Source organism: Planobispora longispora (assembly GCF_016863135.1).
In the GTDB taxonomy this organism is placed as follows: domain Bacteria; phylum Actinomycetota; class Actinomycetes; order Streptosporangiales; family Streptosporangiaceae; genus Planobispora; species Planobispora longispora.
The window spans coordinates 210,760-227,453 of sequence record NZ_BOOH01000016.1 but is presented as its reverse complement, the minus strand read 5'-3'; the positions used below and the strand labels follow the sequence as shown (position 1 = coordinate 227,453).

At 70.5% G+C, this 16,694-nt stretch carries 11 protein-coding genes; 2 read left to right on the top strand and 9 right to left on the bottom strand.

All coding sequences use genetic code 11. The features are described from left to right. Window positions 1-10 precede the first annotated feature (10 nt). Both Plo01_RS09510 and Plo01_RS09505 read right to left on the bottom strand, forming a co-directional pair. Window positions 11-1,078, bottom strand: a complete 1,068-nt coding sequence (locus Plo01_RS09510) for an NAD-dependent epimerase/dehydratase family protein (protein WP_203890142.1) — start codon at window positions 1,076-1,078, stop codon at window positions 11-13. A gap of 5 nt (window positions 1,079-1,083) precedes the next feature. Beyond that, complete coding sequence (locus tag Plo01_RS09505) at window positions 1,084-2,433, bottom strand: nucleotide sugar dehydrogenase (RefSeq protein WP_203890141.1); 1,350 nt, start codon at window positions 2,431-2,433, stop codon at window positions 1,084-1,086. Between the two features lie 207 nt (window positions 2,434-2,640). Between Plo01_RS09505 and Plo01_RS09500 the strand changes: the two genes are divergently transcribed. Further along, window positions 2,641-4,005: an NDP-hexose 2,3-dehydratase family protein gene (locus Plo01_RS09500; protein ID WP_203890140.1), complete on the top strand. Its 1,365-nt coding sequence runs from the start codon at window positions 2,641-2,643 to the stop codon at window positions 4,003-4,005. 81 nt (window positions 4,006-4,086) lie between these two features. Here the strand turns inward: Plo01_RS09500 and Plo01_RS09495 are convergent, their stop codons facing one another. The 7 genes from Plo01_RS09495 to Plo01_RS09465 form a co-directional block, all read right to left on the bottom strand. Beyond that, window positions 4,087-5,208: an acyltransferase family protein gene (locus tag Plo01_RS09495; RefSeq protein WP_203890139.1), complete on the bottom strand. Its 1,122-nt coding sequence runs from the start codon at window positions 5,206-5,208 to the stop codon at window positions 4,087-4,089. Window positions 5,209-5,408: 200 nt separating this feature from the next. Beyond that, window positions 5,409-7,853 carry a class I SAM-dependent methyltransferase gene (locus Plo01_RS09490; protein ID WP_239316092.1) on the bottom strand — a complete coding sequence of 815 codons (2,445 nt, stop codon included), beginning with the start codon at window positions 7,851-7,853 and terminating at the stop codon, window positions 5,409-5,411. A 284-nt stretch (window positions 7,854-8,137) separates the two neighbouring features. Further along, window positions 8,138-9,796 carry an MFS transporter gene (locus tag Plo01_RS09485; RefSeq protein WP_239316059.1) on the bottom strand — a complete coding sequence of 553 codons (1,659 nt, stop codon included), beginning with the start codon at window positions 9,794-9,796 and terminating at the stop codon, window positions 8,138-8,140. A gap of 136 nt (window positions 9,797-9,932) precedes the next feature. Beyond that, the gene (locus tag Plo01_RS09480; protein ID WP_203890137.1) at window positions 9,933-11,315 is read right to left on the bottom strand and encodes an FAD-binding oxidoreductase; all 1,383 of its coding nucleotides are present in this window, start codon (window positions 11,313-11,315) and stop codon (window positions 9,933-9,935) included. A gap of 121 nt (window positions 11,316-11,436) precedes the next feature. Continuing rightward, window positions 11,437-12,300: an LLM class F420-dependent oxidoreductase gene (locus Plo01_RS09475; protein ID WP_203890136.1), complete on the bottom strand. Its 864-nt coding sequence runs from the start codon at window positions 12,298-12,300 to the stop codon at window positions 11,437-11,439. Beyond that, window positions 12,297-13,511 carry a cytochrome P450 family protein gene (locus tag Plo01_RS09470; RefSeq protein WP_239316057.1) on the bottom strand — a complete coding sequence of 405 codons (1,215 nt, stop codon included), beginning with the start codon at window positions 13,509-13,511 and terminating at the stop codon, window positions 12,297-12,299. The genes Plo01_RS09475 and Plo01_RS09470 overlap by 4 nt, the downstream gene beginning before the upstream one ends. A gap of 44 nt (window positions 13,512-13,555) precedes the next feature. Further along, window positions 13,556-14,980 (bottom strand): FAD-binding oxidoreductase, encoded by a 1,425-nt coding sequence (locus Plo01_RS09465; RefSeq protein WP_239316056.1) that lies wholly within the window; start codon window positions 14,978-14,980, stop codon window positions 13,556-13,558. Window positions 14,981-15,276: 296 nt separating this feature from the next. On the opposite strand from Plo01_RS09465, the gene Plo01_RS09460 reads away from it, so the two are divergent. Then, complete coding sequence (locus Plo01_RS09460) at window positions 15,277-16,623, top strand: extracellular solute-binding protein (protein ID WP_203890133.1); 1,347 nt, start codon at window positions 15,277-15,279, stop codon at window positions 16,621-16,623. Window positions 16,624-16,694: the final 71 nt, after the last annotated feature.

The window sequence follows — 16,694 nt, the reverse complement described above, 5'->3', positions numbered from 1 at the left end:
CGGTTTCTCCTCAGACTGTCGTCGTCACGGACGGCCTGTCCCCCGACCCGGCGCCGGGCCGCTCGCCGTCCGTTCCGGTGCCGCCGGGCCCCGCGTCGCCCGGCCCGACGCCGCTGTCGGGCTGGGCGAGCCACCACGGGTTCCGCCGCGCCCACTCGATGGTCCTGGCCAGTCCCTCGCGCAGGTCCGTCGTGCACCGCCAGCCGAGCATCCGCCTGATCTTGGCGGTGTCCGGCACCCGCCTGCGCAGGTCCTGGTAGCGGTCGCCGAGATGCTCCCGGGTCCGGACCGGCACCGCCGCCCCGGTGCCCGTCAGCTCCGCGACCATCGCGCTCAGCTCGGCCACCGTCGTCTCGACCGAGCTGCCGACGTTGAAGCACTCGCCGTCGGCGGCCTCGCTGGCGCCGACGGTGATCGTCGCGTCGATCGCGTCCCGGACGAAGGTGAAGCACCTCGTCTGGCCGCCGTCGTCGTAGACCACCTGCGGCTGTCCGTTCAGGGCCCGGTGGATGCTCCGGCTGACGACGAACGCGGGGCGCTGCCGCGGGCCGTACACGTTGAAATAGCGCACGACGGCCGCCCTGAGCCCGCGGTCGCGGACGAAGGCGAAGGTGAGGTGCTCGCCCAGCGCCTTGCTGGACGAGTAGCACCACCGGTCCACGGCGGTGCTGCCCAGCACCCGGTCGTCGTCTTCCCGCCAGGGCACGGCGGGGTTCTTGCCGAAGACCTCGCTGGTGCTCGCGACGACGACCTTCGCCCCCACGCCGGCGCAGAGGTCCAGGACGTTCCGGGTGCCGAGGAGGTTGATGTCGATGACGTCGACCGGGCTGGCGAGGTAGCGGTCGACGCCGACGACGGCGGCCAGGTGGTAGACGATGTCGACGCCGCCGGTCACCGCCTCGGCCAGCTGAGCCGCGTCCCGGATGTCCCCGCTGACGTACCGGACGGCGGGCGACGGGGACCCGCCGGGCGGCGCCCCGCCGTCGAACACGACGACCTCGTCACCCCGGCGGACCAGCTCGTCGACGAGGTGGCTGCCCAGGAACCCGCACCCGCCCGTGACCACGACTCGTGCCATCGCCGCTACCTGCCGATCCCCCGGTAGGCGTACCCGTGCCTCCGGAGATGCTCGATGGTGCTGCGCGGATAGTAGGCACGGCCGTCGACGATGACGCACGCCGGCGCCACGAGGTCCCGCAGGGCGACGAAGTCGATCTCCGTGAACTCGTCGTGCCACGCCAGGACGGCGATGCAGTCGGCCCCGGCCAGCGCCTCCCGCGCCGTCTGGACCGGCACCAGGTCGAAGAGCTTCTTGACCTCGCCGGGGTCCGCGAGCGGGTCGAAGACGGCCACCTCCGCGCCGGCCTCCCGCAGCATGGTCACGACCGGCAGCGCCGGGGTGGCGCGCAGGTCGCCGGTGTTGTTCTTGAAGGCGACGCCCAGTACCGCGATCTTCGCGCCGTCCGGCCGCCTGCCGGACTTCGCCAGCTCCTCGACGATCAGATCGACGGTGTAGCCCGGCATGGAGTCGTTGACCTCCCGCGCGGCGCCGATCGTGTTCAGCTGGACATCGCGGTCCCGGGCCGCCCGCCAGACCATCCACGGGTCCTTGGTGAGGCACGATCCGCCCACGCCCACGCTCGGCAGCAGGATGTTGACGTTCCCCGAGCCCTTGGGCATCGTGTTGGCCGCGCTGATCACTTCCAGCACGTCCACGTCCAGGGCGCCGCAGAGCTTGGCCAGCTCGTTGGCCATGGCGATGTTGTGGTCGATCCACCAGTTGCTGGCCAGCTTCACCGTCTCGGCGCTCTCCGGCGACTCGCAGCTGATGATCTCGACGCCGATCGTCCGCCGCCAGAAGCGCGCCGCGGCCGCCGCGCTCTCGCGGCACAGCCCGCCCACGATGATGGGGAACGTCCGCAGCTCGCGCAGGGCGTGGCCCTCCGACAGCCGCTCGGGGCAGAAGGCCAGTCCGAAGTCCTTCCCCGCGACCAGGCCGCTCTCCTCCAGCAGCGGGACGACCACGTCCCTGGTCGTCCCCGGCGGCACCGTGCTCTTGAGGATGACGAGCTGGCCCCTGCGCAGCCGTTTGGCCAGTTCGGCGCACGCGCTCCGCAGGTAGTCGTCGACGAGTTCGGTGCCGCGGACCGGCGTGCCCACCGAGATGATCACTACGTCCACGCCGGCCACCAGGTCGTAGTCGGTGCTGACGCTCAGGCGACCGGAGTCCAGGCCGTCGCAGAGCAGCTCCGCCAGCCCCGGCTCGCTGAACGCGCAGCGGCGTCGCGCGAGACCGGCCACCAGTTCGGGGTCGACGTCGATTCCCACGACGTTCACGCCCTGCTCGGCGAGCACCGCCGCGATAGGCGATCCCACATAGCCCATTCCGATTACCGCGGCCGAGGTATTTCCCTGATCAGACAGGAATTCCATGGGTAACCCACCTCAGAAATATGGCGTGTCGGTGCCATATCAGCCTGCCAACCGGCGCGTCGGCGACGCATCTCCTGCGGTGCTGTGAACCTTTTTCCACTCCGCAACTCACAAGATGCGCCACAAAATCCGAACGTAGGAAAATGCACGAAATCACACCACTCAATGGGGAGCCCCACGTTGCCTGCGCGACTCCACCAACTCAGCATGGGCACGCCTGCCGACCTCGCCGCCCGTATCACCGCCTCGGCGCTGACGACCGAGTCCCGGGTGAGCCCGTACATCGACGACTGGCTCGCCGAGAAGAGAAACCAGCCGTTCGAGAGCACACGCATAACGCTGGATCAGCTGTCGGAGCCGGACGGCTGGCACTTCGCCCCGGACACGGGGAACCTGGAACACCGCAGCGGCCGATTCTTCAGCGTGTCGGGACTGCACGTCCAGGCGAACCACGGGCACACCAGAGAATGGTGGCAGCCCATTCTGGTGCAGCGGGACATCGCCATCCTGGGGATAATCGCCAAGGAATTCGACGGCGTCCTGCACTTCCTGATGCAGGCCAAGATGGAGCCCGGAAACCTCCACATGGTGCAGCTGTCGCCCACGGTCCAGGCGACGTCCAGCAACTACACCCAGGTGCACCGGGGAAGGCGCGCCCGCTACGTCGAGTACTTCACCGAGCCGGGCATGGGCCGGGTCCTCGTCGACGTCCTGCAGTCGGAGCAGGGCGCCTGGTTCCATCTCAAGCGCAACCGGAACGTCGTCGTGGAGGTCACCGGCGACGTGCCCGTCCACGAGGACTTCTGCTGGCTGACCCTCGGGCAGATCCGCGAGCTGCTCAAGCTCCCCAACGTCATGAACATGGACGCGCGGACGGTTCTCGCGTGCCTGCTCAGCGCCGGCGGCGGCGCTCCGGCCGGCGACGGCCCGGAGCCCGGCGGCCTGCACACGATGACGGAGATCCTCAGCTGGTTCACCGGCCGCAAGGGCCACCACGAGCTCTCCGCCCGGCTGGTCCCGCTGGATTCCGTGGTGGGATGGCGCCGGGACGCCGGGCGGATCCTCGCCGAGGACGGCAGGCACTTCAGCATCGTCGGCGTCCGGGTCCACGCCCGCACCCGCGAGGTGACCAGCTGGAAGCAGCCGCTCCTCGCGCCGCACGGCCTGACCCTGGCGGGGCTCGTGGTCCGGCGCATCGGCGGGAGGCTGCACGCGCTGGTGCGCGCGGAGGCCCTGCCGGGCTACCGCGACACCATCGAGCTCGGTCCCACGGTGCGGTTCGCGATGGACGACCACGCGGACACCCCGGCGGACCGGCGCCCGGAGTTCCTCGACTACGTGCTGTCGGCGCGCGAAGGCGTGCGCTACGACGTCGTGCAGTCGGAGGAGGGAGGGCGCTTCCTCCACGCCGAGACCCGTTACCTCGTGGTGGAGGCGGGCGACGACTTCCCGCTGCCGGTGCCGCCGGACTTCGCGTGGATCGCGTTCGACCAGCTCCTGGCGCTGCAGCGGCACAGCTACTACCTCGGCGTCGAGGCGCGGACCCTGCTGCTGTGCCTGGGCAACCTCTGACGGGAAGACGAAGGCGGTGACCCGGTCGCGAGGACCGGGTCACCGCCTTCTCCGTGGTGATTCCCCGTGGCGGTCAGGCCCTCACCGCAGGGCCTTCTCCCCCTCGTGCTCCTCCACGGACCGCGCCGGGACCGAGTGCGCCGGACGCTTGCGCCGGGAGGTGGCGAAGCGCCGGAACATCGGCTCCTCGACCAGCTTGAACTGCACCCAGGCGATGGCCAGCGTGATCGCGATCATCACTCCCAGCATGGCCCAGCCGACGGGCGTGCTCCAGCCCTCCGGCGTCCCGAACAGCGGGCGGGCGTAGACGATGACCATGTAGTGCCAGATGTAGAAGGCGTAGGACAGGTTTCCGAGCGCGACCATCGGACGGCTGGCGAGCCATCCGGTACGGCCCCGGCCGTCCCTGACGGCCGCCGCGGCGATGATGAGGCCGACCGGGACGAGGTGGATCGCCGCCATGTTCAGCCGCTCGGGGATCAGCGGAGCGATCGCGAAGACGACGGCGAAGAGGGCGACGGCGGTGCCGAGGTTCACCGGAATCTTCCGGCCGCTGAGAACGATCTTGGCCAGGAGGATGCCGAAGACGAACTCCAGCATCCGGAACGGCGGGAACTGCTGGATCACCCACATCTCCAGCTCCGGCCAGCCGAAGCCCTCGATGGGCTTGGAGGCGGGCAGCAGCACCGGGGCCAGCAGCGGCACCGCGAAGGCGGCCGCCACCACCCCGCCGGCCCAGGCCCACAGCCGCTCGGGCCTGATCCGGTCGACGAGGCGGATGAGCAGCGGGAAGCACAGGTAGAAGAACAGCTCGGCCGAGAGCGACCAGGTCGGCGGGTTGAAGGCGACCCGGGTCATCAGGTCCGGTATGAACGCCTGCAGCCCCAGGACGTGCGCCACCACGGTCCCCCCGTTGATGGGGGTGCTGAGCACCAGGCCGAGCACCGCGATGTAGACCACCAGCGTGGTCCAGTAGTTGGGGAAGACCCGCACGGCGCGGCGCCGCCAGAACGTCGGGGCGCTGTCACCCGGCCGGCGCGCCCAGGTCATGACGAAACCGCTCAGCACGAAGAAGTAGACCAGTCCGGCCCAGCCGCCCTGGAAGATCCACTCGGTGTACTCGTACTGGAAGTTGGAGGCGAACAGGGCGCCGCCGAGGAGGGCGTGGGTGAGGAACACCAGAAGGGCGGCGACGAACCGCATTCCGGTGAGGGTTTCGAGGCGGGACGATTGCACATTCGGTGAAACGTCCTGCTGAGATGTTTTCTGTACCATCGGACGGCACTTTCTCGGAGTCGCGGATCAATCGTGTGATTTCGGCCGCACGCCCCGCGTTCGCGGCCGCACTCTTTAATCGACTATCGCTTTCGGGTACGGCGGTGACACCTTCGTGGATGCGCTCGTCATCGAATCCGCCGGCACCGGCCGATCGTCCATTCGATGTTGAGTCCGAGGGCGGTCCCCGCCGGGCCGTTCATCAGCTCGGGGAGCACGCGCTCCCGCATGAGGTGGTGGATGACGGCCTCGCGCAGGCCCTGGTCGTCGATCTCCGACAGGTACTCGGCCTGGTTGGCGGGGACGAGCGCCGTCATCAGGGACTCCTCCGCGAGGATCTCGTAGGTCCGCTCTTCGACGACCCCCCGGAAGCGGGGGGCCAGCGCCGCGGACACCGACGACCGGGTCTGCGGGACGGGCAGGATCCGCTTGTCTGCGCGGCGCTGGGCGGCCTCCCTGACGCCGGGCCGTACCCGCGCCACCGCCTCCCCGAGCACGGGCGCCAGGGCGTGCGGCGCGGGGGAGTCGAGCGCGGCGAGCCAGTACTGGCGCAGCAGGCGGTTGGAGTCGTGGAAGAGCAGGGCGTAGGGACCCGTGGGTCCCAGGTCGGGTGAGCTGAAGGAGAGCAGGCCGCCGGGGCTCAGGACGTCGGCGATGGAGTCCACGGCGTGCCGCATGGCATCGTCGGTGAGGAGGTGGAACACCATGTTGGCCATCACCACGTCCACCTGCTCGCCGCCCATGACCTCGATCAGCGGGCGGAAGGCGCCGTCCACGCGGAGCGCGTGGAAGCGGGTCCACGGGTTCTCGCCCAGCAGCTCGTAGCCCTTGGCGAACCAGGTGGTGGGGATGTCGACGAGGTGCAGCTCGAAGGCGGCCCCCCGGTCGGCCAGGCGCTGCTCGACGCCGTGCGAGACGCAGGCTTTGATCAGCTCTATCGAGGCCAGGCCGGTTCCCGCGCCGTAGTCGAGCACCCGGACGGTCTCACCGGGCCGGACGCTTTCGATCCGCGCCTCGATGGCCCGGAGCGTGTCGCGGACCACGATGCCCGTGGCGCCGGAGCTCCAGCTGCGCGGGTGGGCGAGGTCGCCGTCGGTGTAGAGGAGCCGGTGCAGGCTCTCGCCGTCGGTGAGATCGATGTCCGGGGTGGGCCGCCAGGTGTCCCGGCGCTCCGTCGAGATCCGCGGCGGCGGCGGCTGCACGGGCATCAGGCGGTTGAGGGAGACCGCCACGAAGGGCCGGGTGGTCGGGTAGCGGCGTTCGAGGTGGCTGACGGGCTGGAGCCCGGCCAGGCGCAGGCACCGCGTGAAGGCGGGGTACTCCATGGGGTACTGGTGCGACAGCCCGTGGTAGGCGTCGAAGGCCACCGAGTGCAGGGCCCCGAGGTGCCGCCGGGTCACGTGCGGCGGGACGCAGTGGCCCTCGAGGATGACGAGCCCGTGCCTGCCCACGTGGGGCACCCACCGCTGGAAGTGGGCGACCAGGTCCGACTCCATCTCGGCGGCGCTCAGCGCGCGGCCGTCCGGTCCCACGTAGGCGGCGGACGACCAGCCCGGCACGTCGTCGCGCGGCTCCCCGCCGAGGTAGGTGCGGTCGTGGTCGATGAAGGCGCGGATGTGCAGCCCGTCCTCTATCGCCAGCCCGTGGGCCGCCAGCTGCCCGGCCAGCGCGTCGGGGTCGCTGATGTCGCCCAGGAGCAGCAGCGGGTCGCGCACCCCGGCCGCCTCGAGCACGGCCCGCGCCGAGTCGAGGGCGACGCTGCTGGCGTCGATGCCGACGTAGCGGACGCTGTCCCCGAACAGGTTGTGCAGGTGGGCCAGCCAGCTGCCGTCCCCGCAGCCCATGTCGGCGATGAACGAGGGGCGCGGGTCGCGGCCGAGGATCTCCGCGAACACCGGGTCCGCCTCCGCGAAGTAGCGCCGGTGGGCGGCGGCGCTGGCCTCGACGTTGAGCCGGCGCTGGCAGTGCCACTCGCCGTCGCCGGGCCGCACGAGCAGGTCGCCGCGGCAGAGGTCCTCGAGCCGGGCGAGCATCGGCAGGTAGGAGCCGACCATCCCGAGGTGGTCGACCATCTTCAGGCCCGCCAGCCCGAGCGGGGTCCAGGCTCCCTCCCCGTCGAGCCAGCCGATCATGGCCAGCAGCCGGGCGGCGTCGCCCTCGGGCCGCCGGAGGCGCCCCGAACCGCGCAGCGACAGCAGCGCGGGCACGGCGAGCACGCCGTCCAGGTGCATGGTGACCATGTCCGCGGGGTCGGCGGCGGCCCGCCAGTGCTCGTGCGCCCTGAGCAGGTCCGAGAACGCCGCCTCGGTGGCGGGGTCCCAGGGGTGCTCCCAGGAGTCGGGGGCGTTGTCGGTGAAGCGGGCCAGGAACCGCCCGCCGGCGGCGTAGCGCTCGCGGTGCCGCTGCGCGGCCCGGCCCTCCTCGGTCCATTCCAGCGTCTTCTCGTCCAGCCAGCCGACGCCGGCGAGGGCTCGCCAGGCGACGCGGACGTATCCCGTGTCCAGCCGGTCGCTCCCGCCCTGCGCGTCCAGCAGGTCCAGGGCGTCGAGCGCGCGGATCGCGGAAGAGAGCATCACGCCGTCCTGATAAAAAAACAGGATCCGGCGGACCAGTCCCCGGTCTATATCATTGAATTGCGTCCGAGGCGGCGCGGCAGTCGTCACTGAAATCCTCCCTCAATCACCTCTGTTACGATCGCAACACCGGCTCGGACGGCGCAACTCCTCCATTGCGTGACCTCCGTTCCGAATTCACCGTGAATGGGAGAGGAAAAGCGCGCGCATAAGAAAAGGCGCCGAGCGGGTCGGCGCCTTTTCTCCCGGGACGGCCGCTGGTCGGGCCGCCCCGGTGCCGGTTCTCATCTCTCGGAGAGCGCGGGCTGCTCATCCACCTCCTTCGGCTCGTCTGCGGGCTTCTTCGCGGGCTCCCCGTCGAGCTCTCCGTCGAGCTCTCCGTCGAGCTCCTCGACGGGCCCTTCGGCGGCCGCGCCCATGGGGGACACGTGCCGCAGCGAGGTGACGGCGAGGATCGCCAGGCCGACGATGATCGCCGCGCTGGCCCACGCCGTCGTGTTCAGTGCGCTGGTGAGGGCGCTGTTGGCCGCCTCGGCCAGCTCCGCGGCCGCCTGACCGCCGCCGAGCTGCTGCACGGCCGTCGCGGCCCCGGGCGCGCTCTCCTGGGCGGCCGCCGCCGCGTCGGCCGGGATCCCGGCCGGCATCGTGTCGTCGATCTGGGAGCGGTAGACGGACATGCCCAGCATGCCGATCACGGCCACCCCCATCGCGGATCCGAACTCGGCGGAGGTCTCGTTCACCGACGCCGCGGCGCCGGCCTTCTCCAGCGGCACCGAGGTCATGATCAAGGTGGCGCTCAGCCCCGCCGCCGGGCCGATGCCGGCCGACACCGCGACCAGGCCCGGCACCAGGAGGCCCAGGCTGCCCTCGCCGTCGACCTGGGCGACCAGCGCGTAGCCGACGGCGACGAGGACCAGCCCTCCGGTGATGACGTACCCGGGACGGTACTTCTGGGCCAGGAGCGGGCCGACCTGGAGGCTGACCAGGGTCGCCAGGCCCATCGGGATCGTCCACAGCGCGGCGCTCAGCGGCGTCAGCCCCTCCACCAGCTGCAGGTACATGTAGACGAAGAGGTACGCCCCGGACAGGAACCCGGCGAAGACGGTCATCGCCACGGCCGAGCTGAACGTGCGGTTGCGGAACAGGCTCAGGTCCAGCAGCGGGTTGGCCAGCCTGGACTGCCGGCGCAGGAAGACCGTGAGGAAGACCGCGCCCGCGACGATGGCCAGCACGGCCAGGGGGCCGACGCCCTCACGCGAGATCTGCTTGAGGCCGTAGATGAAGGGCAGGACGGCCGCCAGCGAGAGCACCACGCTGGGCAGGTCGATCCGGCCGGCGTCGGGGTTGCGGAACTCGGGCAGCGTCCTCGGCCCGACGGCCAGCAGGAAGACGGTGACCGGCACGGCCAGCAGGAACACCGATCCCCACCAGAAGAACTGCAGCATCGCCCCGCCGACGACGGGACCGAGGATCGCGCCGAGCAGGAAGCAGCCCATCCACACGCCGATCGCCGCGGACTGCTGCTTCGGGTCCTTGAACATGTGGGAGATCAGGGAGAGCGTCGACGGCATCAGCGTCGCGCCGGCGACCCCCAGCAGGGCTCTGGCCGCGATGAGCATCTCCCCGCTGGTGGAGAGGGAGGCCAGCACCGAGGCGGCGGCGAACGCCGTGGCGCCGATGAACAGCAGCCGCCGGCGGCCGATCCGGTCGCCGATGTTGCCCATCGTGACCAGGAGTCCCGCGATCATGAAGCCGTAGATGTCGATGATCCACAGCTGCTGCAGGCTGGTGGCGCCGAGATCGGCGCTGAGGTGGGGGAGCGCCATGTAGAGCACGCTCATGTCCAGGGCGATCAGGATGGTGGGCAGAGCCAGCACGGCCAGGCCGACCCATTCCCGCCGTCCGGCTCGCATGCTCGCCTCTTCCGCGGTGGGCGTGTGCATGGATGCTCCTTTCTGCCGCGGCCGAGCGCAGGTAGAGGCGCCACCGCGCTCAGGGGTTCGGGGGTTCGGGTTCCACTTCGTGTTTAACCGCCGGCGCCTCTACGTCGCTTCTCCGTACGTGCGCAGCCAGGCGCCGTCAGCCGGTTGCGGGCGGAATGTTCTGGTTCAGACGGAACAGGTTGGCAGGGTCGTACTTCGCCTTGATCTCGGCCAGCCGCTCGTAGGCGCCGCCCGGGTAGGCCGCCCGGATCCGCTCCTCGCCCTCGTCGAGCAGGAAGTTGACGTAGACGCCGTCGTCGCTCTGCTTGAGCGAGGCGGCGAAGTCGGCCACCCAGGCGGCGTGCCGGTCCGCCTCGGCGGGGTCGGCGTAGATCGCGGCCAGGTTGACCATGATGCGGCTCTGGCGGTGGGCGAACGCGGTGGCGTCGGCGGGCACCCGCGCCATGGCGCCGCCCAGGACCCGCAGCTGCGTCGCGGCCATCAGCGCCGTCGAGGACTCGATGCGCCGGACGATGTTCTCGGCGACCGCGAGGTCGACGTAGTCGATGAACATGTTGGCGGAGGCGGCGATGGGGTGCATCTCCTCCTCCTCGGGCGGATACATGCCCGAGTACGGCATGGGCTCCACCATGTCGGCCAGCGGGGTGATGGCCCGGAAGGGTGCGAGAACCCGCTCGGCGTCCTCGTCGGGGCCCGAGTAGCAGATCATCGCGAAGATGACCGGCGTGCCGTGGAGCTCCTCGGCCAGGAACGGCATCGGCGGAGCCGGCATGATGTTCGCGATCGTGGACAGCTCCTCGGGGGCCGCCTCGGCCTCCGCGACGAAGGCGACGATGGCCTCGGGGGTCGCGGGCAGGATCAGGAAGCCGCCGTGGATGCCGGCCAGTTCGTGCAGGCGGAACTTGAACCGGGTGGCGACGCCGAAGTTCCCGCCCCCGCCCCGGATCGCCCAGAACAGGTCCGGGTGGTTGTCCTCGTCGACCTGGAGGATCTTCCCGTCGGCCGTGACGATCTCGGCGGCCAGCAGGTCGTCCACGGTGAGGCCGTGCTTGCGCACGAGGTAGCCGACGCCGCCGCCCAGCGTGATGCCGCCGACGCCCACCGTGCCGGTGTCCCCGAATCCGGTGACCAGGCCGTGTTCTCCGGTCGCGGCGGCGTACTCCCCGGCCGTCATGCCGGTCTGCACCCACGCGGTCCGGCCCTCGACGTCGATGTCCAGGGCCTTCATCGCCGCCAGGTCGAGACAGATGCCCCCGTCGGAGACACTGTGGCCCACACCGCTGTGCCCGCCGCTGCGGACGGACAGCTCCAGGCCGGTCTCCCTGGCGAGCGTGACGATCCGTGAGACCTGGGCGGCGTCGGCCGGCCGGATGATGACCGCGGGCCGGTGGTCGATCCCGCCGGCGTACAGGGCGCGGGCCCCGTCGTACTCGGCGTCGCCGGGCTTGATGATCTGCCCGTACAGTTCGGGGTCGAGGTCCTCCACGGACAGGGACCCGGTTTCTGCAGTTGTTGTCACGAGGCGGACTCCTTCTTCAGGCAGGATTCACAGACGACTCAATCGTGAGCGCCTCGATCCCCGCATCTTCCAGGATGCGAAACCGGCTTCCCGGAGCCGGAGCCGGGTCGGGCGGCGCCTGTCATGCCACGGCCGGGACCACGTGCTTGCCGATGAGCTCCACCTGCCGCGCCGGGTCCGGCCCGGAGACGATCCCGACGGCCGTCTGGATGCCGGCCGCCTCCAGCTTGCGCAGCTCCTCGACCAGCGCGCCGGCGTTCTGGCCCGCGTCCGCGACGTCGAAGGGCAGGATGCAGGTCTTCTCGATCTCGTCGTAGTCGCGCCCCTCGGCCGCGCAGTGGCCGCGCAGCACGTCCAGCCTGTCCCGGACATCGGATCCGGCGTAGAGGTTGCAGGCGTCCGCGTAGCGGGCCACCAGGCGCAGGGTCCTGTCACCGCCGCCGCCGATCATGATCGGCGGGCGCGGCCTGGAGTGGCTCTGCGGCAGGTTGAGCAGCCGCTCCAGCGCGTAGTGGCGCCCGGAGAAGGGCTGTTCGGAGCCCTGCTCGCCCTCCCACATCCCCCGGCAGATCTGGAGCGTCTCCTCCAGCATCTCGAAGCGCCGGGCCAGGGAGGGGAAGGGGATTCCCAGGCCGGCCGCCTCCGCCTCGTCCCACCCGACGCCCAGGCCCAGCACGGCCCGGCCGCCGGACAGCACGTCGAGGGTGGTCACGGTCTTGGCCAGCAGCCCCGGCGGGCGGAAGTGCACACCGGCCACCACCGGGGCGATCCGGCACCGCCGGGTGTGGGCCGCCAGGAAGGACAGGACGGTGAAGCACTCCAGCTGGGGGGCCTCCGGGCCGCCGGCGTGGGGTCCCTGCCACAGGTGGTCGCCCACGCCGATCAGTGAGAAGTCGAAGTCGTCGCCGGCGTGGGCGATCCTCGTCAGAGTCTCGACCGGGCTCCCGGCCCACCTGAAGTCGCCGATCACTACGCCGATCTTCATGCCGGGCCTCCCGTCAGCGCGGGCACGGTGAGCCGGACCGGCAGCGAACGGTGGCCGTTCATGATGAAGGTCGGCAGCGGCTGCAGCTCCTCGGCGGGCACCGCGAGGGACAGGTCCGGGAAGCGCTCGAACAGGGTGGACAGGCCGATCTCCCCGATCAGGCGCGCGATGCCCGCCCCGAGGCAGTAGTGCGGGCCGTACCCGAAGGAGATGTGCTCCTTGTCGGCGCGGGTGACGTCGAAGGCGTCGGGGTCGTGGTGCAGGGCCGGGTCGCGCCCGACCCCGGTGTAGTTGATGAGGATGGGCTCGCCCTTGCGGATGGTGATCCCGTCGAGCTCGATGTCGTCGGCCGCGAACCGCAGGGGGAGGCTGGCCAGCGGCGCCTCGGCGCGGAGCGTCTCCTCCAGGACCTCCTTCCACGACACCCGGCCGCTGGTGACCATCTCGCGCTGCTCCGGATGGGTCAGCAGCGCGGTGGTGGCCTTGTCGAGGAAGTTGATCGTGGTCTCGGTGCCGGCGCCGAGAATGGCGAAGATCGTGTCGGCGAGCTCCGGCTCGCTCAGGCGGCTGCCGTCCTCGTCACGGGCGGCGATCAGGTCGCTGGCGATGTCCTCGCCGGGGTTGCGGCGCTTGGACTCGATGAACTCGGCCATCGCGCCGCGCCAGCCCGCCAGGACCGCGGCGGCCTGCTCGGGGGTGGCGGTGGTGTCCACCATCAGCTCGATGACCACGGCCGTCTTGGCCAGCGCCGTCTCGTCCATCCCGATCAGGTCGGCCACCAGGCGGGCCGGGAGCGGGTAGGCGAAGGACTCGCGGAGGTCCACCACCTCGCCCGGCTCGGTGGCCGCCAGCGCGTCGATGAGCTGGTCGGTCAGCTCCACGATGCGGGGCTTGATCGCCTGCACGCGGCGGGGCGTGAACGCCTTGCCGACCAGTCTCCGCAGCCGCAGGTGATCCTTGCCCCAGGAGGTGGAGATGTTGTCCATCGCCACCCAGCTGATCAGCTCCCAGTCCGGCGGGACCTCCCCGCTCTGGAAGGCCGGCCAGTGGGCGCGGGCGCTCTTGGTGATCCGGGGATCGGTCAGCATCTTCCGGGCGGTGGCGTAGTCGTTCACCATCCAGGCCGTGACACCCCCGGGCAGCTCGACGGGGGTGGCGGAACCCTTGGCCCGCAACATGTGGGCCTCGGCGTGAATGTCTTTCCCCGTCACATCAAGGACATAGGGGCATTTGTCCATGAGAAGTCTCCAAAGACCTAGTCGGGCAGCCTGATGGAAAGCGCGTGACGGAACTCGTCACGGGGGTCGTATCGCCGCTTGACCTGTTGCAGGCGCGGGTAGTTGTCCTTGTAGTACAGGTGGTGCCAGGGGATCCCCGAGGTGTTGAGCGCGGGGTCGGCCAGGTCGGCGTCCGGGTAGTTGATGTAGGAGCCGTCGCTGTGCTCGTCGGGCGCGGGCACTCCCCCGCTGTGGGCGTAGACGTCCCGGTACATCTCCCGGATCAGGGCGATGTTGGCCTCGTCGTCGTCGGGACTCGACCAGGCGCCCAGGTGGGCGGCCTTCAGGATCGAGTCGCGCTGCGCGGTCGCCGTGGCGTCGGGGGCGACGGCGTTGACCCGCCCGCCGTACCCGACGAGCAGCAGCTGGGTCGGGTTGTAGGCCTCGCCGGCGAGGTGACCGTGGATCACCTCGATCTGGCGGTCGGTGTAACCCTTCCGCAGGTAGGCGGCCTTGATCTTGAAGCGGCGCATATCCGGATTGCCGGGATCGCCGTAGCCGGGGTAGGCCGCGGCGTACAGCCACGGCTGGGTCTGCAGGTTGCGGACCACGGGCTCGGCGCCGACCCCGGCCGCGACGGCGTCCAGGAACCCGGCCATCAGCTCCTCCGCGCCCGGCGCTCCGGCGTCGACCTGGGCGCCCGCCATCAGCCCCGGGGGCACCGAGCGGTGCGTCCCGTGGAACCACGGGAACAGGTGCCGGGCGGGCGAGTCGGGGTCGCTGTTCTTCTCGCACCAGTCGCCGAAGTTGCGCAGCATGGTGGTGAAACCGGCCTGGTCGATCGTGTCCCACGACCAGATCGCCACACCGCTGAGCGTCGCGGCCGGCGCCCTGGGCAGCAGCTCGGCGGGGTCCTCCGAGGTCGCGCCGGGGCTGCGCACCCAGTAGCGGGTCACCACGCCGAAGTTGCCGCCGCCCCCGCCGGTGTGCGCCCACCACAGCTCACGGTGCGGGTCGTCGGGCTCGCGGGTGGCCGTCACCGCCTTCGCCCGGCCGTCCTCCCCGACCACGACCACCTCCACCGCGTAGAGGTAGTCGACGACGGCGCCGTGACTGCGCGACAGGGGACCGAAACCACCGCCGGCGAAATGACCGCCGACTCCGACCTCCGGGCTCATCCCGGCCGGGACGGTCACCCCCCAGCCCTTGAACAGGACCCGGTAGACGTGGCCCAGCGTCGCGCCGGCCTCGATGGCGAAGGCGCGGCGCTCGCTGTCGTAGTAGACGCCGGTCATCTCAGAGATGTCCAGCAGGACTTTGACCTCCGGATTGGCGATGAAGTTCTCAAGGCCGTGCCCGCCGCTGCGCACAGCGATCCGCCTGCCCTCGGCCACGGCCTCGTTCACCGCCTCGACGACCTGCTCGGTGGTGGTCACCACGCGGACGCAGTCGGGCTTTCCCACGAATCTGTGATTCGTGCCGCGAAGCAGGCTTTCATATCGCGGGTCGTCGGGGGTGATGCGCGCAGACACAAGTGCCGGAACGTCGGTCATATCGATTCGTCCTCCAATGTCTGCGACCAGACTGGCGCGCGGCGACATCGCGGGCACCTTCCGATGTGCTGACAACCGAGCAACGGAGGAGATGCCGCCGGGACGGGCGTCACGGACTATCGATCGTTGGAGCAGTTCTGTGATCGCAGGCCCGGCGGCCGACCGCCGGGCTGGCCAGACATTACATTCTGGAAAGGATTGCGCCGGTGGCCGAGGCGAATCAAGCGGGCAGAATAGTAATCGACGCCCTCTTCTCCGAGTACACGTTCCCCAACTTCCTGGATCCCATCAAAAAGCGTGCGGCGGAATTCGAGAGACTCCACCCCGAATACCGCATCAACGTGGGCAGCTTCTACTTCCAGAACCTCGCCGAGGAGATCTCGGCGGCCACCCTGGAGGGGCGCCCGCCGACCATGGCCTCCTACTACAGCGGCGCGACGCAGCTGGCCCGGGACACGCTCACCCGTGAGGGCAGGCCGCTCTACACCTCGGTGGAGAAGGCGATCGCCGGCCGCACGGAGATCCTCGGCCACCCCGTCGTCCTCGACGACATGGTCGCCGCCGGCCGGGAGTTCTACACGATCGACGGCTCGTTCTGCGCCGTGCCGCTGACCCTCTCGACCATGCACATGTACACCAACACCACGCTGCTCAACGCCGCGGGAATCGAGGAGGTCCCGCGCACCTGGCAGGCGGTCGAGGCCGCGTGCCAGGCGATCGCCAAGCTGGACCCGGGCCCGTCGCACGCCATCAGCTGGGCCAACGACGGCAAGTTCTTCCAGCACGCGCTCATCCAGCAGGGGGCGACCCTCACCGACGCCGGCAACGGCCGCACCGGCCGTGCGAAGAGCGTCGATCTCACCTCCCCGGAGATGATGGCCTACGTCATGTGGTGGTACCGGCTGTTCCGGGACGGCCACTACCTCTACACCGGCAAGGTCGAGGACTGGGCGGGTTCGGCCCGCGCCTTCGCCGACCAGCAGGTGGTCTTCCGGTTCAGCTCCTCCTTCGACGCGCCCTACATGGTCAAGGCGGCCAGGGAGGCCGGCTTCGAGATCCACATCGGGCCGACGCCGCACAACGGCGACCTGCCGTACGGCGGGAACTGGATCGGCGGCGACGCCATGTGGCTGGCCGACGGGCTCGACCAGGCCACGCAGGACGGCGCCCTCGCCTTCATGCAGTACCTCAACAGCCCGCGCAACGCCGCCGAGTGGCACAAGGTGTACGGCTCCGCGCCCGTGACCTACCCCGCCGCCGAGCTGCTGGAGCGGGAGGGCTGGTACGACGAGCACCCCTACCACCGGGCGGTGTCCGAGCAGCTGGAGCTGGCCGACGGGGCCCCCGGCTCGCACGGCCCGATCCTGGGGCACTTCGCGCAGGTCCAGCACGCCATGATGGAGGCCCTGGAGGACGTCATGGGGCGCGGCCACGACCCGGTCGAGCGCTTCACCCGGGCCGCCGCCGAGGCCCAGCGGCTCCTCGACCACTACGGCGTCGCCTGCGTCGGCACCGGCCCGCGGCCCGGCCACTGCATGCTCATCGACTGCTGAGCCGGGAAAGCGACCGGACACGGGACACAGCACAACGCAAGGGGCCGATGGGAGGAGATCCCATCGGCCCC